The 23,923-nt window shown below is 65.1% G+C and carries 23 protein-coding genes; 12 read left to right on the top strand and 11 right to left on the bottom strand.

Going from position 1 to position 23,923, the window contains the following annotated elements; all coding sequences use genetic code 11:
* Positions 1-119 precede the first annotated feature (119 nt).
* From ACXJMY_RS16745 to ACXJMY_RS16735, 3 genes are all read left to right on the top strand, one after another.
* On the top strand, positions 120-518 hold the full coding sequence (locus ACXJMY_RS16745; RefSeq protein WP_456620434.1) for a DUF2946 domain-containing protein: 399 nt from the start codon (positions 120-122) through the stop codon (positions 516-518).
* A gap of 128 nt (positions 519-646) precedes the next feature.
* The gene (locus ACXJMY_RS16740; RefSeq protein WP_456620433.1) at positions 647-3,043 is read left to right on the top strand and encodes a TonB-dependent receptor; all 2,397 of its coding nucleotides are present in this window, start codon (positions 647-649) and stop codon (positions 3,041-3,043) included.
* Between the two features lie 156 nt (positions 3,044-3,199).
* Positions 3,200-3,613, top strand: a complete 414-nt coding sequence (locus tag ACXJMY_RS16735) for a nuclear transport factor 2 family protein (protein ID WP_456620432.1) — start codon at positions 3,200-3,202, stop codon at positions 3,611-3,613.
* A gap of 28 nt (positions 3,614-3,641) precedes the next feature.
* On the opposite strand, the gene ACXJMY_RS16730 is transcribed toward ACXJMY_RS16735, so the two are convergent.
* From ACXJMY_RS16730 to ACXJMY_RS16710, 5 genes are all read right to left on the bottom strand, one after another.
* Positions 3,642-4,124 (bottom strand): N-acetyltransferase family protein, encoded by a 483-nt coding sequence (locus tag ACXJMY_RS16730; RefSeq protein ID WP_456620431.1) that lies wholly within the window; start codon positions 4,122-4,124, stop codon positions 3,642-3,644.
* A 137-nt stretch (positions 4,125-4,261) separates the two neighbouring features.
* Positions 4,262-4,777, bottom strand: coding sequence for a GNAT family N-acetyltransferase (locus tag ACXJMY_RS16725; RefSeq protein WP_456620430.1), 516 nt, complete (start codon positions 4,775-4,777; stop codon positions 4,262-4,264).
* Between the two features lie 57 nt (positions 4,778-4,834).
* Positions 4,835-5,770: a glycosyltransferase family 2 protein gene (locus ACXJMY_RS16720; protein WP_456620429.1), complete on the bottom strand. Its 936-nt coding sequence runs from the start codon at positions 5,768-5,770 to the stop codon at positions 4,835-4,837.
* Entirely contained in the window at positions 5,767-6,918 is a 1,152-nt protein-coding gene (locus tag ACXJMY_RS16715; RefSeq protein ID WP_456620428.1) for a hypothetical protein, read from the bottom strand. Before ACXJMY_RS16715 ends, ACXJMY_RS16720 begins: the two co-directional genes overlap by 4 nt.
* 48 nt (positions 6,919-6,966) lie before the next feature.
* Positions 6,967-7,458: an NUDIX domain-containing protein gene (locus ACXJMY_RS16710; RefSeq protein ID WP_456620427.1), complete on the bottom strand. Its 492-nt coding sequence runs from the start codon at positions 7,456-7,458 to the stop codon at positions 6,967-6,969.
* Positions 7,459-7,550: 92 nt separating this feature from the next.
* Here ACXJMY_RS16710 and ACXJMY_RS16705 point away from each other — a divergent pair, with 92 nt between their 5' ends.
* The gene (locus ACXJMY_RS16705) at positions 7,551-8,432 is read left to right on the top strand and encodes a metallophosphoesterase family protein (protein ID WP_456620426.1); all 882 of its coding nucleotides are present in this window, start codon (positions 7,551-7,553) and stop codon (positions 8,430-8,432) included.
* Between the two features lie 122 nt (positions 8,433-8,554).
* Here ACXJMY_RS16705 and ACXJMY_RS16700 read toward each other — a convergent pair whose 3' ends face one another.
* From ACXJMY_RS16700 to ACXJMY_RS16690, 3 genes are all read right to left on the bottom strand, one after another.
* Entirely contained in the window at positions 8,555-9,109 is a 555-nt protein-coding gene (locus ACXJMY_RS16700; RefSeq protein WP_456620425.1) for a hypothetical protein, read from the bottom strand.
* 186 nt (positions 9,110-9,295) lie between these two features.
* Positions 9,296-9,505: a DUF4170 domain-containing protein gene (locus tag ACXJMY_RS16695; protein WP_018323282.1), complete on the bottom strand. Its 210-nt coding sequence runs from the start codon at positions 9,503-9,505 to the stop codon at positions 9,296-9,298.
* 30 nt (positions 9,506-9,535) lie between these two features.
* Positions 9,536-11,176, bottom strand: a complete 1,641-nt coding sequence (locus ACXJMY_RS16690; RefSeq protein ID WP_456620424.1) for an isocitrate lyase — start codon at positions 11,174-11,176, stop codon at positions 9,536-9,538.
* A 241-nt stretch (positions 11,177-11,417) separates the two neighbouring features.
* On the opposite strand from ACXJMY_RS16690, the gene ACXJMY_RS16685 reads away from it, so the two are divergent.
* A complete protein-coding gene (locus ACXJMY_RS16685) occupies positions 11,418-12,863 on the top strand; it encodes a helix-turn-helix domain-containing protein (RefSeq protein ID WP_456620423.1) in 1,446 nt (481 codons plus the stop codon).
* Between the two features lie 180 nt (positions 12,864-13,043).
* On the opposite strand, the gene ACXJMY_RS16680 is transcribed toward ACXJMY_RS16685, so the two are convergent.
* Entirely contained in the window at positions 13,044-13,337 is a 294-nt protein-coding gene (locus ACXJMY_RS16680; protein WP_027522803.1) for an antibiotic biosynthesis monooxygenase, read from the bottom strand.
* Between the two features lie 229 nt (positions 13,338-13,566).
* Between ACXJMY_RS16680 and ACXJMY_RS16675 the strand changes: the two genes are divergently transcribed.
* A complete protein-coding gene (locus tag ACXJMY_RS16675; RefSeq protein ID WP_456620422.1) occupies positions 13,567-14,367 on the top strand; it encodes a hypothetical protein in 801 nt (266 codons plus the stop codon).
* A 173-nt stretch (positions 14,368-14,540) separates the two neighbouring features.
* Positions 14,541-14,885, top strand: a complete 345-nt coding sequence (locus ACXJMY_RS16670; protein WP_456620421.1) for a hypothetical protein — start codon at positions 14,541-14,543, stop codon at positions 14,883-14,885.
* A gap of 160 nt (positions 14,886-15,045) precedes the next feature.
* Here ACXJMY_RS16670 and ACXJMY_RS16665 read toward each other — a convergent pair whose 3' ends face one another.
* Positions 15,046-15,672 carry a tetratricopeptide repeat protein gene (locus tag ACXJMY_RS16665; RefSeq protein WP_456620420.1) on the bottom strand — a complete coding sequence of 209 codons (627 nt, stop codon included), beginning with the start codon at positions 15,670-15,672 and terminating at the stop codon, positions 15,046-15,048.
* Between the two features lie 138 nt (positions 15,673-15,810).
* Entirely contained in the window at positions 15,811-16,782 is a 972-nt protein-coding gene (gene htpX, locus ACXJMY_RS16660) for a zinc metalloprotease HtpX (RefSeq protein WP_456620419.1), read from the bottom strand.
* A 286-nt stretch (positions 16,783-17,068) separates the two neighbouring features.
* Between htpX and ACXJMY_RS16655 the strand changes: the two genes are divergently transcribed.
* The 5 genes from ACXJMY_RS16655 to ACXJMY_RS16635 all read left to right on the top strand — a co-directional run bounded on the left by ACXJMY_RS16655 (position 17,069) and on the right by ACXJMY_RS16635 (position 23,780).
* The gene (locus ACXJMY_RS16655; protein ID WP_456620418.1) at positions 17,069-18,415 is read left to right on the top strand and encodes an HlyD family secretion protein; all 1,347 of its coding nucleotides are present in this window, start codon (positions 17,069-17,071) and stop codon (positions 18,413-18,415) included.
* On the top strand, positions 18,415-20,352 hold the full coding sequence (locus ACXJMY_RS16650) for a glycosyltransferase (RefSeq protein ID WP_456620496.1): 1,938 nt from the start codon (positions 18,415-18,417) through the stop codon (positions 20,350-20,352). Before ACXJMY_RS16655 ends, ACXJMY_RS16650 begins: the two co-directional genes overlap by 1 nt.
* Before the next feature lie 117 nt (positions 20,353-20,469).
* Positions 20,470-21,768 carry a lytic murein transglycosylase gene (locus ACXJMY_RS16645; protein WP_456620417.1) on the top strand — a complete coding sequence of 433 codons (1,299 nt, stop codon included), beginning with the start codon at positions 20,470-20,472 and terminating at the stop codon, positions 21,766-21,768.
* Between the two features lie 235 nt (positions 21,769-22,003).
* The gene (locus tag ACXJMY_RS16640; RefSeq protein ID WP_456620416.1) at positions 22,004-22,507 is read left to right on the top strand and encodes a DUF1993 domain-containing protein; all 504 of its coding nucleotides are present in this window, start codon (positions 22,004-22,006) and stop codon (positions 22,505-22,507) included.
* A 169-nt stretch (positions 22,508-22,676) separates the two neighbouring features.
* Complete coding sequence (locus ACXJMY_RS16635) at positions 22,677-23,780, top strand: alkene reductase (RefSeq protein ID WP_456620415.1); 1,104 nt, start codon at positions 22,677-22,679, stop codon at positions 23,778-23,780.
* Positions 23,781-23,923 lie beyond the last annotated feature (143 nt).

Raw genomic sequence — 23,923 nt, 5'->3', positions numbered from 1 at the left:
GCCGCCCGCGCGAGATCGCATGACCGCCGTTGACATCCGCTAACCGATGCTGCGATGTTACATTATAACATCGCGACGTCAGGGGATTGGCGGCTCGCGATGCGGGGTGGCGTTTCCAAATGAAGTGGTTCCGGTCGAATATCAGGCACGGCGCCCGGCTCGCGTTGTTCGCGATGCTGGTGCAGTTCGCGCTGACGTTCGGCCACAGCCACTGGTTCGCGCAGGCGACGCCTCTCGTCCAGTCCCAGCAGACCGACAGCACCAAGGGCGCCGCTGCGATCGATCGCGCGGCGGCCCAGAAGCAATCGCCAGGGAGTCCCGACCGGGAGCATCCCGGCGACGACAATTGCGCGATCTGCGCCGTGGTGGCGATGGCGGGCACCGTCGTGTTCGCGACGCCGCCGTTGCTGTTGCTGCCGCAGGCGGTCGAACTGCTCTACCGCACCACCGACGCCGAATTCGTCCATCTGAAATCGGCCAGCGCGGCGTTCCAGCCCCGCGCCCCTCCCGCGTCCTGACCTCCAACGCTTGATCACGCCTGGGCGCGCCCGGGACCCGTTGAAGTCGAATTCCGTCGCGCTGCGACGGCAGGCCACCTCCGATCAGCAAGCACACATGCGGACGGCGCCTGACTGGAATCAGGATCATGTCATTTGAATTGCGACGCGCGCAGCGCCTTGGCGGAGCAAGCCTGCTCCTGCTCGGCGCCGCCGCCACTCCGGCGCTGGCCCAAAACACGTCCCAGGACAAGCCGGCAGCCACCGAACTTCCCGCGGTGACGGTGACGGCCCCCAGCCCCATCGTGCGCCGGGCCGTGGTGCCGTCGCGCACCGCAAGCCGGGGCACGCGTCCTGCGCCTGCACGCAACCGCGAACGCACCGCCGAATCCACGCCGACACCTCCGCCCGCCGCCTCGCCCCAACAGGGCGTGCTGCCGATCGTGACCAACCAGTTCGCCACCGTCACCGTGGTGCCGAACGAGGAGATCCGCCGCGAGGGCGGCGGTCAGCTCGGCGATCTCCTGTTCTCCAAGCCCGGCATCACCGGCTCGAGCTTCGCGCCGGGCGCCTCCAGCCGGCCGGTCATCCGGGGGCTCGACGTCAACCGCGTCGGCATCGTCGAGAACGGCACCAATTCGAACGGCGCCTCCGATCTCGGCGAGGATCATTTCGTCCCGGTCGATACGCTCGCGACCAACCAGGTCGAGGTGGTGCGCGGGCCGGCCGCCTTGCGCTATGGCTCGACCTCGATCGGCGGCGTCGTCAGCGCGACCAACAACCGGATTCCGGACGCGCTGCCAACCTGCGGCGCGCAACCGTTCCAGAGCTATGGCCTGCCGGTCAAGGCGCCGCTCGCGAGCACCGGGACCGCGCCTTGCGTCACGGCCGAGACGCGCAGCGCATTCAGCTCGGTCGATCGCGGCGTCGAAAGCGGCGTGCTGCTCGATACCGGTGGCGGCAATTTCGCGTTCCACGCCGACGTCTACGGCCGCAACACGACGGATTACGGCATCCCGAGCTACCCGTACCTGACCGACCAGACGCGACCGATCACGAACGGGCGCCAGCCCAATTCGGCGACGCGCTCGGACGGCGCCTCGCTCGGCGGCTCCTACTTCTTCCAGGGCGGCTATATCGGCGCGGCGATCACCCAGAACGACTCGCTCTACCATATCCCCGGCATCGACGGCGCCGACCACAACACCCGGATCGACGCGCACCAGACCAAGATCAACGTCAAGGGCGAATACCATCCCGACGCCGCCGCGATCGACGCCGTCCGCTTCTGGGCCGGCGCGACCGATTACCGGCACAACGAGATCGGCCTTGCCGATCCCGCCGATCCCAACACCGACGGCGTGCGGCAGACCTTCACCAACAAGGAGCAGGAGATCCGCACCGAGGTGCAGCTGATGCCGTTCAACGCGCGCTTTGCCGAGGTGACGACGGCGTTCGGCTTCCAGGCCGGCCACCAGGAATTGACCGCGCCGAGCCCCGACGATCCCGGCAGCCCACTCAACGGATTATGGGACCCTAACAAGAACAACAGGGTCGCCGGCTACGTCTTCAACGAGCTGAAATTCAGCGAGACCACCAAGGCGCAGATTGCCGGACGCATCGAGCATGTCAATCTCTCCGGGACAACGCCGGCATTCATCCCTCCCGTGTTCGACGTTAACATCGACCCTGCCAGTATTGGTCCTGCCACGTCGCGGAACCTGAACTTCACGCCGAAAAGTGCGAGCATTGGCCTGCTCCAGAATCTGCCGTGGGATCTGGTCGCCAGCATTACCGGTCAATACGTAGAACGAGCGCCGAAACCGGCAGAGCTCTTTTCGCGCGGCGCGCATGACGCGACCGCTACCTTCGACATCGGCAATCCAGACCTCGGCATCGAAACGGCAAAATCGATCGAGGTCGGGTTGCGGCGGGCGACGGGGCCGTTCCGATTCGAACTCACCGGCTACTACACGAGGTTCAACGGATTCATATTCCGCCGATTGACCGGCAACACCTGCGACGAGGCGGCTTGTGTGGACATCGCCAATCCGGACCAGCTTGAGCTGCAGCAAGCGAGATATTCGCAGCGGGACGCGACCTTCCGCGGCGGCGAATTCCAGTCCCAGCTCGACGTCGGCGCGTTCCAGGGCGGCATCTGGGGCATCGAGAACCAGTTCGACGTGGTCCGCGCCACCTTCACCGACGGCACCAACGTGCCGCGCATTCCGCCCGTGCGGCTGGGCGGCGGCGTGTTCTGGCGCGACGACAACTGGCTGATGCGCGTCAACCTGCTGCACGCTTTCGCGCAGAACAACGTCGCCGTGATCGCGGAGACGCCGACGGCCGGCTACAATTTGCTGAAGGCCGAGGTGAGCTACAAGACCAAGCTCGATCCGCATTGGTTCGGCGCGCACGAGATGATAGCCGGCCTCGTCGGCAACAATCTGCTCAACGAAAACATCCGCAACTCGGTGTCCTACACCAAGGACGAGGTCTTGATGCCCGGCATCGGCGTGCGGGCGTTCGCCAACTTCAAGTTCTGACCTTGCTCCGGTCGGGGCCTATGGGCCCCGACACCCTCGGCTGCTTGTAGACACCATCGCCCATACCCAAAAAACTGAAACGATGACTTTCAATTATTTCTGTTTCGGTCGCTGAGCCAGCGACCACATCATCTCCCCACAGACAGGGAGTTTCCGATGAACCAACAGGCCAGCAAGACCAACGTGCCACTATCGGCGGGCGCCGATGTGAGCGGGATCGAGACGCTGCTCAACCGCAATCTTCCGGACGTATTCGGTGAAGGTGATCCGGCTCGCCGAAGGCGCGCCATTCAGGAACTCTATACCGAGGACTGCGTGCTGTACGCGCCGCCCGGCACATTCGTCGGTCACGACGCGCTCGACAAGTTCGCCGGCGATCTCCGCGCGACGCATCCGCATTTTGTCTATACGCCGCACGGCGCGCCCCAGGTTCTGCACAATTCGGGACGACTGGCGTGGGGATCGGGGCCGAAAGGCGAAACGCCTGCTTACACCGGCGTGGATTTCATCATTGCTCGCGAGGGCAAGATCGCGGCTCTTTATGTCTATCTCGACTCGCCGCCGACATAATGGGCGAGCTGAAGGCGCGTCTGATATCTCACGTTGAGCGCGTGAGCCGTTTCTCGTAGCGCCACTGGTCCACGGGGAAAGGACCGTTCGACGTTTCCGACAACATGACGAAGGTGCCGGCCCTGTGCCAGCCGCTCTTCTCATAGAACCGCGCAGCGCGATTGTTTCCGATCGCGCATGCGAGCCACGCCGTCTCGACGCCGCGCTCGGCCATCCTCGCCTCGGCATCGGCGATCAGCGCCGCAGCCACGCCCGAGCCGTGCGCTTCGGTCGACACGAACAGCTGATACAATTCCTCACCCCTGAGAACACATAGGCCGAGAGGCGCGCCGACCGGGCCGACAACATAGACATTGGGGAGCGCGGCCTCGAGCCGATCGCGAAAGCTCGCAAGCGTGCGGAGGCGGATCAGCTCAGGCGGCGCAAAAGCCGCATGCGATTCGTGCCAGACGTCGTGCCACAACCGCGCGAGATGATCGATCTCACCAGGATCAGCCGGCCTCACCTGCATCTGCGATACTCCCGTAGCCCGGATGGAGCAGTAGCGTAATCCGGGTTCTATCCGCATAGCGACATCGTCCCGGATTGCGCGGAGCCTGTCATCGGGCGGCGCTTCGCGCCGACCCGTTGGCTCCATCCGGGCTACAGCTACCCCCGCGCCTTGCTCCAGTCGGGGCCGACCGCCCCCGACACGCCCTCGAACGCGCCGTCGACGAGCTCGAACACCAGGATGCGGCCGGCGTCGACCGGGCCGGGCATGGTGACGCGGCCCTTGGCGACCGGCTTGAAGCCGACGCGGCTGTAATAGGGCTCATCGCCGACCAGCAGCACCAGGCGGTGACCCTTCTCCTTCGCGTCCTTCAGCGCGCGCTCCATCAGGAGCCGCCCGACACCGCGGCCGCGGAACGGCGGCTCGACCGTGAGCGGCCCGAGCAGCAGCGCCGGCGTCTCGCCGACCAGGATCGGCAGCTGCCGCACAGAGCCGACCAGCAGCGTGCCAATGCGGGCGGTGAAGGAGAGGTCGAGCAGATGGTCGACATGCTCGCGGATCCGATAGGCGCTGAGCACGAAACGGCCGGGGCCGAAGGTGCGCTCGTGCAACCGCTCGATCGCCTGGGCGTCGCCGGCGGCTTCGGGAAGAATGGTGACTGAGAGATCGTTCATGTTATGTCGCGGAGTAGCATTTGCGCATGCGGAGGTCCATGGGAGCGAGCCCCGACTTCAGTCCCTTTTCAGCGCCGGTTGGGACAGATAGGCGAGCATCTTCATTTCCCGCCGCCCGCGCGTCACGGTGTCCAGCACGAGCCCCGACGACACCGACAACAGCGCCATGATCATCAATCCCATCGACAGGATGGCCGTCGGAAAGCGCGGCACGAGACCTGTTTCGATGAAGGTGATGACAATCGGGATCGCGAGGATGATCGCGACCAGCGCCAGCAGAATTCCGATCACCGTGAAGAATCGCAACGGCCGCTCCGAGCGATAAAGCTTCAGGATGGTGCCGAGGATGCTAAAACCGTCGCGCCAGGTGTTGAGCTTCGAGAACGAGCCTTCCGGGCGCGCATAATAGGGCGTCTCGACCTCGGCGACCGGCAGCGACAATTCCAGCGCGTAGACCGCGAGCTCGGTCTCGATCTCGAAACCGTCGGAGAGCACGGGGAAGGATTTGACGAAACGGCGCGAAAAAATCCGGTAGCCGGACAGGATGTCCTTGAACTCCTGTCCGAAGGTCGACGACAGGAAGCCCGTCAGCATGCGGTTGCCGGTGCGGTGGCCGAGCCGGTAGGCGGCTTGCACCTGGTCAACGCGAAGGCCGACCACCATGTCGAGATGATCGTCGAGCAGCTTGTCGATCATTCGGGGCGCGCTCGGCGCGTCGTAGGTCGCATCGCCATCGACCAGCACGTAGACGTCGGCCTCGACATCCGCGAACATGCGCCGGACCACGTGGCCCTTGCCCTGCCGCCGCTCGCTGCGCACGATCGCGCCGGCCTCGCGCGCGACGGAAGCGGTGCGGTCGCGCGAATTGTTGTCGTAGACGTAGATCTCGGCCGAGGGCAGCGCCTTGCGAAAATCGGCAACGACGGTCGCGACCGCCGCTTCCTCGTTGTAGCAGGGCACCAGCACCGCGATGCGAAATGGCGTGGACATCATCGCGGCAGAACTCCCAGGTTGGCCCGCGCGCGCCGCAGCGGCGCGGCCTGCCGCGCCTCTTCCGGCTGCATCAGCCAGGCAAACGACACGCTCCACAAAGACAGCATCGCGATCGGCACCACATAGTAGGGCGTGAAGACCGGATGACTCAGGAAGAAGACGAGGTTGATCGCGAGATTGCTGGCGACGACGAGCGCGACCTGCCGCACGCTGCCCTCACCCACCCGCAACAGCCACGCCGTCGAACCGATCGCCAGCACGATCAGCACGAACTGCATGTCGCGCAGATATTGGCCGAGAACGGCGAAGTCGAAGGCCGGCGCGACCACGTCGGCGCTGCCGTAAGTGGTGGCGAACGGGCTGCCGGCATTGATGGCCTGGGCGATCAGCGTCGGCGCCATGCCGACGAGCACGCCGGCGCCGAAGCCGAGGCCCTGCAAGAAGGTGGCAAGCTTGCGCGACCACACGAAGGGAATGCCGAGGAACAGGAAGTAGCCGGCCGCGAGCAGCGCGTTCGGCAATCTGAAATTGACGGAGGCACCGAGCAGGAGGCCGATCAGCGCGATCAGCAAGACACTGCGCTTGTCCCTGGTCAGCCACAGGGCGGTCAGGAATCCCGCGATGGCTGAGATCGCCATGGTCGGCGCGACCGAATAGCTCGCCTTCGCCGGATTGATCATGAGATAGACGGCAAGCGCGCCGAATACGCCCGCCCCCACGATCGAAGGCAGCGTTCGCGCCATGAAGATGCCGAGCAGCGCAAGACCGCAGACGATCAGGCTGGCGGCAATGTAGAGCGGCACCACCTGGTGGCCTTGTGGAAACAGCGCCAGCAGAAATCCGGTCCCCGGCGGATATTGCATCACCACCTTGCCGTTCGGCATCGGGTTGTGACAGGGCCAGCGGATCGGGTCGCGCCATTCGGCGAACGCGATCTCCTTCATCTTGTCCTCGAAATAATGATCGTAATCCAACAGGGCATTGGTGTTCAGCCCACCGATGCCGAGGCGCTGGAACAGATGCGCCTGCCGGAGATAGCAGATGTCGTCATAGACCCCGCGCGCCTCGCTCCAGCGCGACATCGTGACGATGTTGCTGGCGAGGATCGCAAGGCAGATCAGGCCGAAGGCGAATTTTGCAATCTTCATCCGGTTTCCGCGGCACCCGTTCCGGCCGGTTACTAGCACAGCCCGCCCTCACCGCCACGTCGCAATCAGCGGCGTGCCGTCGAGCACTTCCGCGAGCCGCAGCCGCGTGCCGGGCGTGGTCCCCTCGGGCAGCGCGCCGGCCGCGAAGAATCCGGATGCGACGATTTCATGGTTGGGCTGCGGCAGGCGCTCCTGCCGGAAATGCCTGACCACGTAGACCGCGACATGGTCGCGGCGGGAGACGTGGCTGTTGAGGAAGATGCCGTGCAGCACGGCCTCGCCGGTGAGATCGATATCGCCTTCCTCCTTGAGCTCGCGCCGCATCGCCTGCTCCATGGTCTCGCCGAAATCGACGCCGCCGCCGGGCAGATACCAGCCGGTGACATAGCTGTGCTTGACCAGGAAGACCCTGTTGTCGGCGTCCAGCACCACGGCGCGGACGCCGAGGGTCATGCCGCGGACAAGCAGGAAATAGGCGTGGAAGACTCGCCGCAGCAGCGGCTCGAATCTCCGTCGCATCCAGTCCAGACGATCCCCCATCAGGCTCCCTTGACGTCCCTTTTCAGGCTTCCCTTGCGCTGATGTCGCGACCTTGCCATTACAGCGCAGGAATTGCGAGGCAATCGCGCGCCATGGCCCCCTTCACGCTCGCCCATCTGTCCGACCCGCATCTGCCGCCGTTGCCGAAGCCGCGGCTGATCGAGCTCGCGGGCAAGCGTGCGCTCGGCTATGTCAACTGGACGCGCAACCGCCACAAGTACCAGCGCCGCGAGGTGCTCGACGTGCTGGTCGCCGACATGCAGGCGCAGGCGCCCGACCACATCGCGGTGACCGGCGACCTCGTCAACCTGGCATTGGAAGCAGAATTCGGCCCCGCACGCGCGTGGCTCGACGGCGTCGGCCCGCCCGACCGCGTCACCACGATTCCCGGCAATCACGACGCCTATGTCCGCGCTACCTATCATCGCTTTGGCGAGACATTTGCGCCCTATCTTGCCGGCGACGACGGCAGCATCGGCTTCCCCGCCATCCGCCGGCGCGGACCGCTGGCGCTGATCAGCCTGTCCACGGCGGTGCCGACCTTGCCGTTGATGGCGACCGGCACGCTCGGGCGCGACCAGCTCGCAGCCCTCGAACAGATCCTCGAACGGCTTGCGGCCGAGGACGTCTTTCGCGTGCTGCTGGTCCATCACCCCCTGAAGTCGAGGGCGCGCCAGAAGCGGCTGACCGATTCGGCCGATCTGCTGGCGCTGATCAGGCGCCGCGGTGTCGAGCTGATCCTGCACGGGCACGACCACATTCATTCGACCATGTGGTTCGACGGCCCCAACGGCAACATTCCCGCAATCGGCGTGCCGTCGGCCTCCGCGCTCGCGCATGGGCGCTATCCCGCGGCCGCCTACAATCTGTTCGCGATCGAGAAGGACAATGCCGGCTGGCGCTGCGAGCAGACGGTGCGGAGCCTCAATCCCGGTCTGCAGGTCCGCCAGATCAAGCATGCAAGGTTGATTTGAGGTGCCTGTCATTCCGGGGCATGCGAAGCATGAGCCCGGAATCCATCGGGCCTCAGCATGTGCGGATAAATGGATTCCGGGTTCGCGCTGACGCGCGCCCCGGAATGACGGCGGAGAGGAATTCACCAGCTCCGCAGGACCGCAAGCACGGCGACGCCGAACAATGCGGCTGCACCGAGGATGAAGCCGAACACGAACGGCCACACGCGCGAGCGGCGCGGCTGCTCCGGCGTGGCGGGCTTCGGCTCGGGCAGGACCACCATGGCATGCTCGCGCTCGATCATGCGGCGCGCGACATAGTCGGTCACGGCCTCGACGATGACAGCCGTGTCGTGCGATTCGGCGAGCACGATGCGGCCGAATCGGGTGTCCTGGACGAAGCGGTACAGCCGCTTGTCGCGACCCATCAGGATGTGGGCGACGACGTCGATCCACAGCCGCGGCGTATCGCCCTGGCTGATGCCGCGGTCGAACAAATCGACCTGCTCGGGCACCTGCGCGAACAAGGGATCGAGCGCGTCGTTCAGGATCTCCAGCCGCGCCACCTCGGCATCCCTGAGGTCGACGACCACGCCGGTCCGGTCGGCGGCCTCGATCCGCGCCCGCAGCAGCGCGTCGCGCAGCCGCACCGGGCGCGGCTGGCTGGGATGGGTCCCGCTGGTCTCGGGCTCTGACATTGTCGGCCTCGTCCTCACTCACCGCCATTAACCTATCAGCAACCAAGACGTCCGCAAAGGGCCCATAATTCCAGATACTTACGGCGCCCACAGCTCCTTCACTGTGCCAAAAACAGACGATCCCACCCGGCTTGCGCCGGATGGGACCCTCCGTCCTTGGACGTTTCTTGATTAGTCAGGCAGCCGTCAGGCCGAGACCCGCGACGGCTCTTCCACGATCGAGAAGCGGACGCCGGCCTTGTGGCGGTTCTCCTCCGAGACAGTGCGCCAGGCATCCTCGGCTTCCTTGCGGGTCTTGAACGGACCCTGCACCTGGGCCGAGCCTTCCACGAGCTTGTGGAAGTTCATCGAACCGAACTCGCCGCCGATCACCCAGAAATTGCTGCCTTTGGTCATTGTCAGTCTCCTGTCGAATAGCGTGGCGCGTTAGCCGAACTGGTTCATCGTGTTGTGGGCGCCGCCCGCCTTCAGAGCGGCTTCACCTGCGAAATATTCCTTGTGGTCGTCTCCGATATCGGAGCCGGCCATGTTCTGATGCTTGGCGCAGGCGATGCCCTGACGGATCTCCTGGCGCTGAACATTCTTCACGTAGCCCAGCATGCCCTGCTCGCCGAAATACTCTCTGGCGAGATTGTCCGTCGACAGAGCCGCCGTGTGATAGGTCGGCAACGTGATCAGATGGTGGAAGATGCCGGCACGCTTGGCTGAATCGGCCTGGAAGGTGCGGATGCGCTCGTCGGCTTCAATGGCCAGCGGCGTATCGTCGTATTCCGGCTTCATCAGGTCGGCGCGGTTGTACTTGCTGACATCCTTGCCGGCTTCCTTCATCGCATCGTAGACCTGCCAACGGAAGTTGAGCGTCCAGTTGAACGAGGGCGAGTTGTTGTAGGCCAGCTTCGCGTTCGGAATGACCTCGCGAATGCGGTCGACCATCTTGGCGATCTGCTCGATATGCGGCTTCTCGGTCTCGATCCACAGCAGGTCGGCACCGTTCTGCAGCGAGGTGATGCTGTCGAGCACGCAGCGGTCTTCGCCGGTGCCGGCGCGGAACTGGTAGAGGTTGCTGGCGAGCCGCTTCGGACGCATCATCTTTCCGTTGCGGTTGATGATGACATCACCGTTGCGGGCGTTCTCCGCCGTCACTTCCTCGCAATCCAGGAAGCTGTTGTACTGATCGCCGATGTCGCCGGGCTTGTGGCTGACGGCGATCTGCTGCGTGAGGCCGGCGCCGAGCGAGTCGGTGCGGGTCACGATGATGCCATCTTCGACGCCGAGCTCGAGGAAGGCGTGGCGGCAGGCCCGGATCTTGGCCAGGAACACCTCGTGCGGCACGGTGACCTTGCCGTCCTGGTGGCCGCACTGCTTCTCGTCGGAGACCTGGTTTTCGATCTGGAGCGCGCAGGCGCCCGCTTCGATCATCTTCTTGGCGAGCAGATAGGTCGCCTCCGCATTGCCGAAGCCGGCGTCGATGTCGGCGATGACGGGCACGACATGGGTCTGGAAGTTGTCGATCTTCTCGATCAGCTCCTTCTCGCGGGTCTTGTCGCCTTCCTTGCGCGCCTTGTCGAGCGTGCGGAAGATATCGTTGAGCTCGCGCGAGTCCGCCTGACGCAGGAAGGTGTAGAGCTCCTCGATCAGCGCCGGCACCGAGGTCTTCTCGTGCATCGACTGGTCGGGCAGCGGTCCGAACTCGGAACGCAGCGCCGCGATCATCCAGCCCGAGAGATACAGGTAGGTGCGATCGGTCTTGCCACCGAAGTGCTTCTTGACCGAGATCAGCTTCTGCTGCGCGATGAAGCCATGCCAGCAGCCGAGCGACTGGGTGTACTTGGTGGGATCGGCATCATAGGCAGCCATATCGCTGCGCATCAGCGCCGCAGTGTAGCGGGCGACGTCGAGGCCGGTCCTGAAGCGGTTCTGCAGACGCATGCGCGCCACGGCTTCGGCGGTCACCCCGTTCCAGGTCGGCTGGGTCTTGAGGAGCGCTTCAGCAGCGCCAACCTCGCTCAGATAGGAAGCGGGTCCCTGGATCGCCTGGTCACTGAGTCCACGTGGCTGGTAGTTCATCTGCGTAATCCTTTCGGTGACGACAAATGCAGCGTTAGTCCGCTATTCGTCTCGACATTCTTGACAGTGCATTGCGAAATGCGTGGCGATAGCTAAACGCGAGAAAGCGAAGTTCGTATAGATGGCTTGTATTCGAATGGTGATGTCATGTAACATCGGTACATGTAATAGATGTTATTTTGTAAAGTTTGTAAAATTATAGGTCAGCGAGACTGTCCTTGATGCCACTGGAGACGTGAAAATGCCCGCCGATTCCGGGAAGAAGCTGTTCGTCGGCCCGCGCTTCCGGAGGATCCGGCAGCAATTGGGGCTGTCGCAGACCCAGATCGCCGAGGGGCTCGGAATCTCGCCGAGCTACATCAACCTGATCGAGCGCAACCAGCGCCCGGTGACGGCGCAGATCCTGCTGCGGCTGGCGGAGACCTACGACCTCGACCTCAGGGACCTCGCCACCGCCGACGAGGACCGCTTCTTCGCCGAGCTAAACGAGATCTTTTCCGATCCGCTGTTCCGCCAGATCGACGTGCCCAAGCAGGAGCTGCGCGACCTCGCCGAGCTCTGCCCGGGCGTCACCCATGCGCTGCAACGGCTCTATGCGGCCTATACCGAGGCGCGCCAGGGCGAGACGCTGGCGGCGGCGCAGATGGCCGACCGCGACGTCGGCACGCGCTATGAGGCCAATCCGGTCGAGCGCGTGCGCGAGCTGATCGAGGCCAACCGCAACTATTTTCCGGAGCTCGAGCAGGCCGCCGAAACCCTGCGCGACGAGTTGAACGTGCCGGCCGAAGGGCTCTATGCCGCGCTCGCCGCGCGTCTGCGTGAAAAACATTCGGTCCAGACCCGCATCATGCCGGTCGACGTGATGCGGGAGACGCTGCGGCGTTTCGACCGCCACCGCCGCCAGCTCCTGATCTCCGAGCTGGTCGACCCGGCCGGCCGCGCGTTCCAGCTCGCCTTCCAGCTGGGCTTAGGCGAATGCACGCAGCATCTGGAAACCATCATCGGCCGCGCCGGCCCGCTCGACGACGCACCGCGCCGCCTGTTCCGCATCACGCTCGCCAACTACTTCGCCGCCGCGGTGATGATGCCCTACCCGGCGTTCCTGGCTGCCGCCGAGGCCTTGAACTACGACATCCATTTGCTGGCGCAGCGCTTCAATTCCGGCTTCGAGCAGGTCTGCCATCGCCTCACCACCTTGCAGCGGCCGAACGCGCGCGGCATTCCCTTCTTCCTGCTGCGCGTCGACAATGCCGGCAACGTGTCGAAGCGCTTCTCGTCCGGCACCTTCCCGTTCTCGAAGTTCGGCGGCACCTGTCCTTTGTGGAACGTGCATTCGACCTTCGACACGCCGGACCGCCTGCTGAAGCAGGTGATCGAGCTGCCCGACGGGACGCGCTATTTCTCGATCGCGCAGATGGTACGCCGGCCGGTGGCGCCGCACCCGCTGCCCCAGCCGCGCTTCGCCATCGGCCTCGGCTGCGAGATGCGTCACGCCGCGCGCCTCGTCTACGCCTCCGGCATGGACCTGGAGAAGGCGGAAGGCACCCCGATCGGCGTCAATTGCCGCCTCTGCGAGCGCGAAAACTGCGCGCAACGCGCCGAGCCGCCAATCACGCGCACGCTGATCCTGGACGAGACGACACGGCGCATGAGCTCGTTCGCGTTCTCGAATGCACGGGAGTTGTGAGCGCGTTTGGCGGAAAACGCGCTCTACAATCTCGGTGTCGTCCCGGCGCAGGCCGGGACCCATAACCACCGCATCGTGTTTGGCGAAGACCGGTCGCTCCGATCTCGCGCCACAACTACTCCCTGGGATTATGGGTCCCGGCCTTCGCCGGGACGACATCGGAGAGAGCTCGCGCCGACGTCACGCCAGCGTATGCACGATCACCGGGCCCGCGGCGGCGCTCGCGTGTCCGGCGAGCAGCGGGCCCAGATCCTTCTCGATCCAGGCGATCGCACGCCGGTTCGCCTCCTCCGCCTGCTCGAACTTGTCGAAGATGGAGATCGCGGTCACCGTGTCGTCGCCGGCATAGACGACGTAATAGGCCCGAAAGCCGTCGACGTCGCTGATGATCGGAACGGCGCCCTCCTTGATGCGGCGCGCCAGCTCTTCCGCGCTCCCGCTTTTCGCCTTGGCCTGACGGATGGCGGCGTACATGGCATCCTCCCTTCCGACTGTTGAACAGGGGCTTGGTGCCCGAGCCGGATGTTACGCCGAAGCGCGGACCCGGGATACCTCCTTGGTTAACCCTGGACTAACCCGCCCCTCGCGGTCTGCAACGAACCATTAAGCACGCCTCAACATCGGCGCCTTAGTCTCGCCCCACTCACTTTTCGCAAACAACGGCGGCCTATTCTGCCGGCTGAAGTGACATCAGGGGGTTCATATGCGCATTGCGCTGCTGCTGACCGCGACCGTTATCGGCGCGCTCTTCGCCAATCCATCCAATGCCGGGCCGCTCGAAGCTGACGCAGCTCAGCAATTGCCGCCGGGCTTCCAGAGCTACCGCGGCTACATGTTCGACCTGTCGGAGAACTCCGACCGCAAGGACGTCGACAAGCTCACCGACAATCTGAAGCGCCAGATCGACGTGGTCGAGGCGGCCGGCCTCTCGCCGCGCGTGCTGCGCTTCTTCCGCACCGTGCCGATCGTCGCGAGCGAGCTGGCCTGCCTCGACGAAGGCGCCGCGACCGCGTGTTACGGCCGGGTTGCCCCGAACGTGGAGCGCCGCGTCCCGCGCATGCTGACGGTGTGGGACCATAACAAGCAGCAATGGACCAATCCGAACGCCGTCGACCTCGCGGTCGATTCGGGGCTTGGCGTGATCATGCTGCGGCCGGACATGATGCGTTACGAAAAGGAGGCGGTGCTGCTGCACGAGCTGTTGCACGCCTATCACGCCCGGCTGTTGCCCGACGGTTACGACAACAAGGGCGTCAGGGCCTATTACGCCTATGCCAAGTCCAAGGATCTCCTGCCCAAGGAGGCCTACGCGCTGAAGAATCACATGGAATTCTTTGCCGTGACTGCCAGCATCTTCCTGGCCGGGAAGAGCGAATTCCACGATCCAAAGTCCCGCGAGACGCTCAAGGAGAAGATGCCGGATTACTACAAATACCTGGTCGGCGTGTTCGGCTTCGACCCCGACCCGGCACCGTCAAGCGGACCGGTCGCCTCGCTGCAGTAAGGCAAAAGCGCGATCCCGCGCCAAAACACCTCAAGGGCCGCGCCCAGCGCGGCCCTTTTCGTTTTTGAACCGGAAGCTGCGGATGACGCACGGCCGGGAATTGCCAAGGCGGGGCCTGATCTGCATAGTCCCGCGCATCGATTTGGTGACTGTTTCGAAGAGGATAGAACAACATGGCGGACGCCGACCTGGATGTCGTGATCCGGCAACTGGCCAGACAAACGCATGCGGGCCTGATGACCCGTGCCAAGGAGCGACGGGATCGCTTCAACGCGCTGGCGGCCAAGGCCAAGGGCAAGGACACGAGCGCCCGCTTCAAGACGATGGCCAAGGCCACCATGGAGCAGGCCACCGCGGCTGCCAGGCGCCTGCAGATGTCCGCCGACAACGTCGCCGACAGCTACGCGCGTGCGATGCGGCTCGCCGCCAGCACACCCGTCGCGGCCAAGCCGGAGAAACCGGCGAAGGAGAAGCCGGTGAAGAAGGCGGCCAAGGCGAAGAAGAAAAAGGCGAAGTAGCGTGGTGTGCCTTCACCTCGCCCCGCTTGCGGGGAGAGGTCGGATCGCTTCAGCGATCCGGGTGAGGGGGTACAGGTCCCGCGGCAGTCTACCGTGTGGAGAGAGGCCCCTCACCCCAACCCTCTCCCCGTAAGAACGGGGAGAGGGAGAGAAATTTCTCTCACCGCCGCGTGGGCTCGGTATTGGTGAGCTCGGCAAGCTTCGCGCGCGCCGCCTCGCGCGTCTGGCCGTCCTTGCCGGCCGGCAGCGCCAGAGCCGCTTCGAAATCGGCGCGTGCATCGTCGGCCTGTCCCCGGGCGAGGAATGCCACGCCGCGATCGAAGCGGGCCCGCGCGTCCGACGGGTCGAGGCGGATCGCGGTGTTGTAGCTCAGGATGGCGCGATCGAGATCGCCCGTGGCGGCGAGCGCGAGGCCGCGCTGGTGATAGGGCGCGGCGAGCTTGGGATCATGCGCGATCGCTTCGTCATAATCCTCGATCGCGAGCTCCAGATCGCCGTTCTGCCACCGCGCGAAAGCGCGGTCACGGTAGAGCGGGGCGCGGTTGGGATTGAGGTGGATGGCCTCGTCGAAATCGGCGATCGCCCGCCGCCAGTCGCCATGGCGCAGCGCGATCCGTCCGCGCCCCTCATAGGCGAAGGCGATCAGTGAGCCGCGCAGCGGCGAGAAGCCGATCACGGCCGAGCAGATGTCGGGGTCATCCTCGTCGCCGCAATTGACGACCATGTGCGTGGACAGGCCGATGAGCACGCCCAGGACGATCAGCAATGGCACGGCAGCTTTGGTCATCTTCGGCGATGCCCGGCGACAGGCCGGGCACGCATCCCCTTTCGAACGAATAATCTCGCAGGGGTGTTAGCACCGGCCCGGACGATCCTGTGTGCGCCAAGTCACAAAGCCGGGCGCAAAATTCCGGCCGGTTCCGGATCAGCCCCAGGGACCACGTGAAGGACCACGTGAAGGACCGCGTGAGGGACCGCGCGAGGATGAGCGGCCCCATGGGCCCTGCGGCGGATAGTTCTCGTTCGCGCCGAGCGACGGGGGCGCATGCGTGCCGAGCTCGGCTGCCAGTTGCTGAAGCGCCGCGATGCGGTTCTGCGTCGAGGGATGGGTGGCGAAGAGATTGTCCACACCATGGCCCGACAGCGGGTTGATGATGAACATGTGCGCGGTTGCGGGGTTTCGCTCGGCCTCCAAGTTCGGGACCTGATGCGCGGCGCTCTCGATCTTGACCAGCGCCGATGCCAGCCACATCGGCTGACCGGCGATGCGCGCACCGAGATTGTCGGCGGCATATTCGCGGGTGCGGCTGATCGCCATCTGCACCAGCATGGCGCCGAGCGGTGCGAGGATCATCATCAGGATCGAGCCGACGATGCCGGGGCCGCTGTTGTTGTCGCGGTGGCCGCCGAAGAACATCCCGAACTGGGCGAGCATCGAGATTGCGCCCGCAATGGTCGCGGTGATCGTCATCAGCAGCGTGTCGTGATGCTTGATGTGCGCGAGCTCGTGCGCGATCACGCCGGCGAGTTCCTCGCGGCTGAGCTGGTGCATCAGGCCGGCGGTGACGGCGACGGCGGCATTTTCGGGATTGCGGCCGGTCGCGAACGCATTGGGTTGCGGCTCGTCGATCAGGAACACGCGCGGCATCGGCAGGCCGGCGCGGCCCGCGAGCTCGGCGACGAGACCGACCAGTTCCGGCGCGCTGGCGCGGTCGACCTCATGGGCGCCGTACATGCGGAGCACCATGCGGTCGGAGTTCCAGTAGGTGAAGAGATTGGTCGCCGCCGCAATGACGAGCGCGATCATGGCGCCGGCGGCACCGCCGATGAGATAGCCCACGCCCATGAACAGGGCGGTGAGGCCTGCGAGAAGCATTGCGGTACGAAGATAGTTCATGGCCGTCTCCCGGGCCGGCCCGGACAAGCCATTGGCCGGCGCCCTCGAAGTATGGACGCCACCGTGCACCGCAAGGTTTCAAGGTGCGTCGCCGGGCCGCAGACCGCAAACGCGCGGCCAGCCTTTGCGGCGTCGCTAAACCTTGACGGGGATTTGTGCAAAAACACGCGCGTAAGTTTAGAGACCTGGAAAGCGCAGCGTCGGCTTAATCCGCAATGACCGGCACGCCGCGCGGTCCTCGCGCATTGACCGGTTCCATTGGCTTCCCGTCGGCAAGGTGACCTTCATGGTAGACCGCTCGCGCGCCGCTTCCGTCGACCCCGGATCGACTCCCTCCTCTCACGACACAAAGAGTGACGCCAAGGCCTTGCAGGAGGCGCTGCAGGAGCAGCTGTTCGCTCATGAGGAACCCGACCACGTGCCCGATGCGCGGGCGGCGCCGGAACCGAGGCCGCGCTGGCCGCATCTGCGGCGCGGCGCCAAGATCGCCATCGGGCTTGCCATCATTGCCGTGTTCGGCTGGCTGCCGCTGCGCGCGATATGGGAGAATTCAAGCGTCGAGGCCGTGCTGAATTCCCGCCTCGTCACCCTGCGCACGCCGATCGGCGGGCGCGTGGCGGCCGCCCAGGGCGTCACCGATCAAGCCAAACTTGACGCCGGAACCGTGCTCCTGCGCGTCGTGAACTCGCGCGGCGATCGCACCCGGCTCGACGATCTGCGGCGGCAGAAATCGCGGCTGGAGCTCGAGCGGCCGAGCGTTGCCGCCAAGCTCGCCTCGGCCCAGGCCGCGCAAAAGGACCTGGCGCGGCAGGCCGCGCAATTCCGCGAGGGACGCGTGCTTCAGCTCGAGGCCCGCATCGCCGAGATCCAGACCTCGATCGAGGCGGCGGCAGCGCGGCGGGACGAAGCCAGCGCCGCCGTCGAGCGCGCATCCTCGCTCGCGAAATCCGGCAATGTCTCGACGGTCGAGCTGGCGCGGCTGACGCGCGAGCTTTCCGTGGCCCAGCAAACCGAACTCGGCGCGCGCAAGCGGCTGGATGCTGCAACGGTCGAGCTTGCTGCGGCAAAGAACGGCTCGTTCCTCGGCGACAGCTACAATGACCGCCCAAGCTCGGTCCAGCGCGAAGAGGAAATGCGCCAGCGTGCGAACGATCTCGCGGCCGATCTCGCCCGCACCGACACCGAAATCGCCTGGCTCGCCAACGAGATCATCATCGAGGAGGCTCGCTTCGCCGATCTGTCCGAAGCGAACATCACAACACCCGTCGCGGGCCGCGTCTGGGAAATGATGACCTCGCCGGGCGAGGACGTGCAGGCCGGCCAACCCCTGCTCAAGGTGCTCGATTGCAGCGGCGCCGTCATCACGGCCAATGTCACCGAGAACGTCTACAACCGCTTGCAACTCGGCGACCGCGCCAGCTTCGAGCCGAATGACGGCGGCGAGCCGATCTCCGGCACCGTGGTCAATCTGACCGGCGCCGCCGGCGCGCCCGCCAATCTTGCCATCAATCCCGATGCACTGAGCAAGGAGCCCTATCGCGTCACCGTGGCGATTGGCGATGCCGCCGCGCACGGCTGTACGGTCGGGCGGACGGGCCGCGTCGTGTTTGCCCGGCACGAGACCGCGCCGTGATGACGGGGTTGACGCCAGGCCTGATTGCGCTCGGCGCCTTCATGGCGGTCGTGCCGCTGCTCAGGCGCGACAGCACGATGGCGCGCTCGTTCATGGCCGTTGTCTCGCTGGTGTTCCTGCTCCGCTACCTCTATTGGCGTGTCACGGCGACGCTCCCGCCACCGCATCTGACCGCGGACGCCGTGATCGGTTATCCCTTCATGCTGCTGGAGGCGGCCTCGCTCGTCGCGGTCGCATTGTCCCTGCTGTTTCTGAGCCGGACCGTCGACCGCACCGGCGCGGCAAGGATAGACGGCCGGGCCATCGATCCACACGCGCCTCTGATCGACGTCTTCATCTGCACTTACAACGAGGAACGATCCATCCTCGAGCGCACGATCATCGGCGCGACCGGCATGGAGTACGGCAAGTATCGCGTCTGGGTGCTCGACGACGGCCGACGCCCCTGGCTGCGGCGCCTCGCGAGCGAACTCGGCTGCCATTATCTCATACGGCCCGACAACCACCACGCCAAGGCGGGCAACATCAACCATGCGCTCAAGCACGTCGGCGCCCTGCCGGAGCGACCGGATTTCGTGGCCATTCTTGACGCGGACTTCGTGCCGCGGCCCGACTTCCTCGCGCGCACCATCTCCCTCATGGACGACGCTTCGGTCGGCGTGGTGCAGACGCCGCAGCACTTCATCAATCCCGACCCGATCCAGACCAACCTCGCTGCGACCGATGTATGGCCCGACGAGCAGCGCTTCTTCTTCGACATCCTGCTGCCGGCCAAGGACGCCTGGGGCGTCGCGTTTTGCTGCGGCACCTCATCCCTCATTCGCTATGCCGGGCTGGTGAAGATCGGCGGTTTCCCGACCGACTCGGTGACGGAAGACTACCTCGTCACCCTTCGCCTGAAGGAAAACGGCCTCAACACGGTCTATCTCAACGAGCGGTTGACGATCGGGCTCGCGCCCGAGGGGCTGAAGGAATACATCACCCAGCGTGCCCGCTGGTGCCTCGGCCTGATGCAAATCGTCCGCGGCCGCAGCGGGCCGCTCTCGCGGGATTCAAAATTGTCCTTCATTGACCGGCTTTCGCTGGTCGATGCCTTCATGAGCTGGGCGGCGGTCTACACGTCGAAGGTCGCAGGACTCATCGTGCCCTGGCTGTTCCTGCTGTTCGGCATCAAGGCGGTGCAGGCGGACCTCACTGAGCTATTGCGCTTCTTCCTGCCGTTCTACGTCTGGCACGCACTCAGCATGGCCTGGCTGTCGCACGGCCGGTCACTCGCCATGATGTCGGACGTCTCGCAACTCATCGCCGCGCCCGCGGTGCTCAAGGCGGTGGCAACCGGCCTGTTGAAGCCGAAGGGACACAAATTCAAGGTCACGGCGAAGGGCGGCGACCGTGACAGCAGATTCGTCGAATGGCCGCTGCTGCGGATCTATGGCTGCGCCCTCATCATCACGCTCGCGGCCATCGCCTACGCTTTCATCCTGCATCTGCGCGGCGAGAACATCGCCTATGGCGGACTGGCCCTGGCCTGGAGCCTCTACAACGCGGTCATCCTCACCGTGGTCTGCTTCGTCTGCATCGAGCAGCCGCGCAAGCGCAAGGCGGAGCGCTTCAATCGCAATGAGCCGATCCTGTTGCGTCAGGGCGGCAAGTGGCATCTCGCGCGGCTCGCCGACATCTCCATTACCGGCGCCCGGCTGATCGATCCCGATCCGCCGGCACCCGGCAGCACGATCGACTGCCGCATCTATGGCCGCTCGATCGCGGCGATCGTGGTGCGACTGACGGTGGATGGATTCGCGGTGCGGTTTGAGGAAGGCATGGATGCACGCGTCCATGCGATCAGGGCGTTCTATGCCGGCGAATATATCCGCGCCTATCAGGGCGTCAGGGCCCTCCCGGTCGGCAAAGCACTTCTGATGAGGCTGTTTGGCTAGATCAGCGCTCGCTCTTATTCCATCAGCCGGCGGGTCATGGAAAGGTTGGCTTGAGGCCATCACTTCACCTAAACTTTGGGCGAATCCACGCCTCGCCCTCCCCCTGCCGGAACCCACATGGTCCAGACCCGATTTCTGATCGCGGCCGTCGCACTCCTCGCCTGCTCGAGCGCCTCGGCTCAGCTCATGCCGCCTCCGACAAAGCCCGCCGTCCCGAAGGCCACCGCTCCCTCGCCGCGCGCGGCGTCGTGCCATAACGGGGCGAGCTTCGATCGCTTCCTGGCCGACATTAAACAGCAGGCCGTTGCCGCCGGCGTGTCGCAGCACACGATCGCGGAAGCCTCGCCCTACCTCGTCTACGACCAGGGCATCGTCAACCGCGACCGCGGCCAGCGCGTGTTCGGCCAGCTCTTCACCGAATTCGCCGGCCGCATGGCCGCGCCCTATCGCATGCAAAACGGCCAGCAGCACATCAAGACCTATGCGGCCGCGTTCGCGCGGGCCGAGAAGGAATACGGCGTGCCGGCGGCGGTGATCGCGGCGTTCTGGGGCCTGGAAAGCGATTTCGGCGCCAACATGGGCAATCTGCCGACGCTGAAATCGCTGGTGTCGCTCGCCTATGACTGCCGGCGCTCGGAGATGTTCGTGAACGAGACCATCGCTGCGCTGAAGGTCATCGACCGCGGCGACCTCACGCCCGAGGAGATGATCGGCTCCTGGGCCGGCGAGCTCGGGCAGACCCAGTTCCTGCCGGTGCATTACGTCAACTACGCCGTCGACTATGACGGCGACGGGCGGCGCGATCTGTTGCGCAGCGGGCCCGACGTGATCGGCTCGACCGCGAACTACATCGCCAACGGCTTGAAGTGGCGGCGCGGCGAGCCATGGCTGGAAGAGATCAAGGTGCCGCAGAACCTGCCATGGGACCAGACCGATCTCTCGGTGCGAGAGCCGCGCTCGAAATGGGCGCAGCTCGGTGTCACCTATCCGGACGGCCGGCCGCTGCCGAACGACAATCTCGCGGCCTCCGTGCTGCTGCCGATGGGACGCTTTGGTCCGGCCTTCATGGCCTATCCGAATTTCGCGGCCTACACCGAGTGGAATAACTCGCTGATCTATTCGACCACCGCAGGTTACCTCGCCTCGCGCATCGCGGGCGCGGCGCCGATGCGCAAGCCGGCCCAGCCGGTCGCGCAGCTGCCGTTCAACGACCTGAAGGAATTGCAGCAGCTCCTGGTCCGCGCCGGCTTCAATGTCGGCAAGGTCGACGGCGTGCTCGGCCAGCAGAGCCGTGCCGCCGTGAAGGCGATGCAGGTCAAATACGGCCTGCCCGCCGATTCCTGGCCGACCGCCGAGCTGCTCGCCCGCATGCGCGGCGGCACGGCGCAGGCGCAGCCCCAGGCGACGGTGCGGTAAAGCCTCTACTCTCCGTCATGCCCCGCGAAAGCGGGGCATCCAGTACTCCGCGGCGACAATTGGTACGCACAATTCCGGCCGCGGCGTACTGGATCGCCCGCTTCGCGGGCGATGACAGCCGTGGAGAATTTTCGCACCGCACAAGCCGCTCGCGCGATTGTATTTTTCCATGAGGCTCCCATGTGAGTGGCTCAGGTTTTCTCCTGAGATTTCCCCTCATTCGAGCGAGCATTACATGTCCTTCCACGACGCCGTCGTCCCCGCATATCTGCAAATGCTGAACAGCCTCATCGGCCTGCTCACCAAAGCCGAGGCGCATTGCGCGGCCAAGAAGGTCGACCCGAGCGTCCTGCTCGGCTCCCGCCTGTTCCCGGACATGCTGCCGCTGTCGAAGCAGATCCAGCTCGTCAGCGATTTCGCTACCAAGGGTTGCGCGCGGCTGACGCATAGCGAAGTGCCGTCCAATCCCGACACCGAGACCAGCTTCGTCGAATTGAAGCAGCGGCTCGCGAAGACGATCGACTATGTGAAGTCGTTCAAGCCCGAACAGTTCGAGGGCGCCGACACCAGGGACGTCACCTTCCCGGCCGGGCCCGACAAATCCATCACCATGAAGGGGCAGCAATTCCTCAGCGCGTTCTCGCTGCCGAACTTCTATTTCCACGCCGCGACCGCCCACGGCCTTTTGCGTCACAATGGCGTTGAGATCGGCAAGCGCGACTTCCTCGGCACCAACTGACTTCTGAGCCCGGCAGCGGAAACCCGCTGCCGCGGCCCAAATTGCACATGAATTATGCTACGCGGGCCTTGCCGCGTAGCTCGCCTGCACTTTCCGTATGGCTCCTCCCTTGCGCTGATTGCCGCGATGCACAAGTGTTCCAGATCTCTCACCGCCTGGAAGCAATCCCATGAGCCGTCCGACCAAATTGTTTGAGCCCTACAAGCTCGGCCCGATCACGCTCGCGAACCGTTTCGTGATGGCGCCCCTGACGCGCAACCGCGCCGTGCCCGGCAGCTTCGTGCCAGGTCCCCTCGCCGCCGACTATTACGGCCAGCGCGCCTCCGCAGGCCTGCTGATCACCGAAGCGAGCCAGGTCTCGCAGCAGGGCCAGGGCTATCAGGATACGCCCGGCATCTACTCCAAGGACCAGGCCGCCGGCTGGCGCAAGGTCACCGACCGCGTGCATGAGCGCGGCGGCAAGATCTTCATCCAGCTCTGGCATGTCGGCCGCATCTCGCACACCGCGCTCCAGGCGAATGGCGCAGCCCCGGTGGCGCCGAGCGCGATCCGCGCCAAGGGCAAGACCTTCGTCAACGGCACCTTCGCCGACGTCTCCGAGCCGCGCGCGCTCGAGCTTTCCGAAATTCCAGGCATTATCGACGATTTCAAGCGCGCCACGCGCTATGCGCTCGAGGCCGGCTTCGACGGCGTCGAGATCCACGGCGCCAACGGCTACCTGCTCGAGCAATTCGCCAAGGATGGCACCAACAAGCGCCTGGATGCCTATGGCGGCTCGATTGAGAACCGCGCCCGGCTGATGCTCGAGGTCTCCAAGGCCGTCGTCTCCGAAGCCGGCGCTGAGCGCACCGGCATCCGCATCTCGCCGGTGACGCCGGCCAACGATATCTCGGATTCGAACCCGCAGGCCCTGTACGACCATATCGTCGATGGCCTCAGTGCGCTGAAGCTGGTCTATCTCCATGTCGTCGAAGGCGCCACCGGCGGCCCGCGCGACATCGCGCCGTTCGACTATGCGAGCCTGCGCAAGCGCTTCGCCGGCGCCTATGTCGCCAACAACGGCTACGACTTCGATCTCGCGACCAAGGTGCTGGACGCGAACGCGGCCGATCTCATCGCCTTCGGCAAGCCGTTCATCTCGAACCCCGACCTCGTCGAGCGCCTGAAGAAGGGCGCAGCGCTGAACGACTGGGACAAGAACACGTTCTATGGCGGCAGCGCGAAGGGGTACACGGATTACCCGGCGCTGGAGCCGGCTGAGGCAGCGGAGTAGTTTTTTCCCCAGCGCGCTGTCATGCCCCGCGAAAGCGGGGCATCCAGTATGCCACCAGCAGTGAGATTCATCCGAGAGCCCGCGGCGTACTGGATCGCCCGCCTTCGCGGGCGATGACAGTTGTGAGTGCGGTAAGGCCGTCC

Source organism: Bradyrhizobium sp. P5_C12, from assembly GCF_054049735.1.
The sequence above is the reverse complement of the archived record's forward strand: the minus strand, read 5'-3'. Positions and strand labels throughout refer to the sequence as shown.

Coding starts and splice junctions, on each gene's coding strand:
- ACXJMY_RS16665 (WP_456620420.1), bottom strand. CDS start 15,672: ATGACCAAAGCTGCCGTGCCATTGCTGATCGTCCTGGGCGTGCTCATC.
- ACXJMY_RS16715 (WP_456620428.1), bottom strand. CDS start 6,918: ATGAAGATTGCAAAATTCGCCTTCGGCCTGATCTGCCTTGCGATCCTC.
- ACXJMY_RS16655 (WP_456620418.1), top strand. CDS start 17,069: ATGGTAGACCGCTCGCGCGCCGCTTCCGTCGACCCCGGATCGACTCCC.
- ACXJMY_RS16710 (WP_456620427.1), bottom strand. CDS start 7,458: ATGGGGGATCGTCTGGACTGGATGCGACGGAGATTCGAGCCGCTGCTG.
- ACXJMY_RS16720 (WP_456620429.1), bottom strand. CDS start 5,770: ATGATGTCCACGCCATTTCGCATCGCGGTGCTGGTGCCCTGCTACAAC.
- ACXJMY_RS16685 (WP_456620423.1), top strand. CDS start 11,418: ATGCCCGCCGATTCCGGGAAGAAGCTGTTCGTCGGCCCGCGCTTCCGG.
- ACXJMY_RS16645 (WP_456620417.1), top strand. CDS start 20,470: ATGGTCCAGACCCGATTTCTGATCGCGGCCGTCGCACTCCTCGCCTGC.
- ACXJMY_RS16695 (WP_018323282.1), bottom strand. CDS start 9,505: ATGACCAAAGGCAGCAATTTCTGGGTGATCGGCGGCGAGTTCGGTTCG.
- htpX (WP_456620419.1), bottom strand. CDS start 16,782: ATGAACTATCTTCGTACCGCAATGCTTCTCGCAGGCCTCACCGCCCTG.
- ACXJMY_RS16730 (WP_456620431.1), bottom strand. CDS start 4,124: ATGCAGGTGAGGCCGGCTGATCCTGGTGAGATCGATCATCTCGCGCGG.
- ACXJMY_RS16725 (WP_456620430.1), bottom strand. CDS start 4,777: ATGAACGATCTCTCAGTCACCATTCTTCCCGAAGCCGCCGGCGACGCC.
- ACXJMY_RS16740 (WP_456620433.1), top strand. CDS start 647: ATGTCATTTGAATTGCGACGCGCGCAGCGCCTTGGCGGAGCAAGCCTG.
- ACXJMY_RS16705 (WP_456620426.1), top strand. CDS start 7,551: ATGGCCCCCTTCACGCTCGCCCATCTGTCCGACCCGCATCTGCCGCCG.
- ACXJMY_RS16670 (WP_456620421.1), top strand. CDS start 14,541: ATGGCGGACGCCGACCTGGATGTCGTGATCCGGCAACTGGCCAGACAA.
- ACXJMY_RS16700 (WP_456620425.1), bottom strand. CDS start 9,109: ATGTCAGAGCCCGAGACCAGCGGGACCCATCCCAGCCAGCCGCGCCCG.
- ACXJMY_RS16690 (WP_456620424.1), bottom strand. CDS start 11,176: ATGAACTACCAGCCACGTGGACTCAGTGACCAGGCGATCCAGGGACCC.
- ACXJMY_RS16735 (WP_456620432.1), top strand. CDS start 3,200: ATGAACCAACAGGCCAGCAAGACCAACGTGCCACTATCGGCGGGCGCC.
- ACXJMY_RS16640 (WP_456620416.1), top strand. CDS start 22,004: ATGTCCTTCCACGACGCCGTCGTCCCCGCATATCTGCAAATGCTGAAC.
- ACXJMY_RS16680 (WP_027522803.1), bottom strand. CDS start 13,337: ATGTACGCCGCCATCCGTCAGGCCAAGGCGAAAAGCGGGAGCGCGGAA.
- ACXJMY_RS16635 (WP_456620415.1), top strand. CDS start 22,677: ATGAGCCGTCCGACCAAATTGTTTGAGCCCTACAAGCTCGGCCCGATC.
- ACXJMY_RS16675 (WP_456620422.1), top strand. CDS start 13,567: ATGCGCATTGCGCTGCTGCTGACCGCGACCGTTATCGGCGCGCTCTTC.
- ACXJMY_RS16745 (WP_456620434.1), top strand. CDS start 120: ATGAAGTGGTTCCGGTCGAATATCAGGCACGGCGCCCGGCTCGCGTTG.
- ACXJMY_RS16650 (WP_456620496.1), top strand. CDS start 18,415: ATGACGGGGTTGACGCCAGGCCTGATTGCGCTCGGCGCCTTCATGGCG.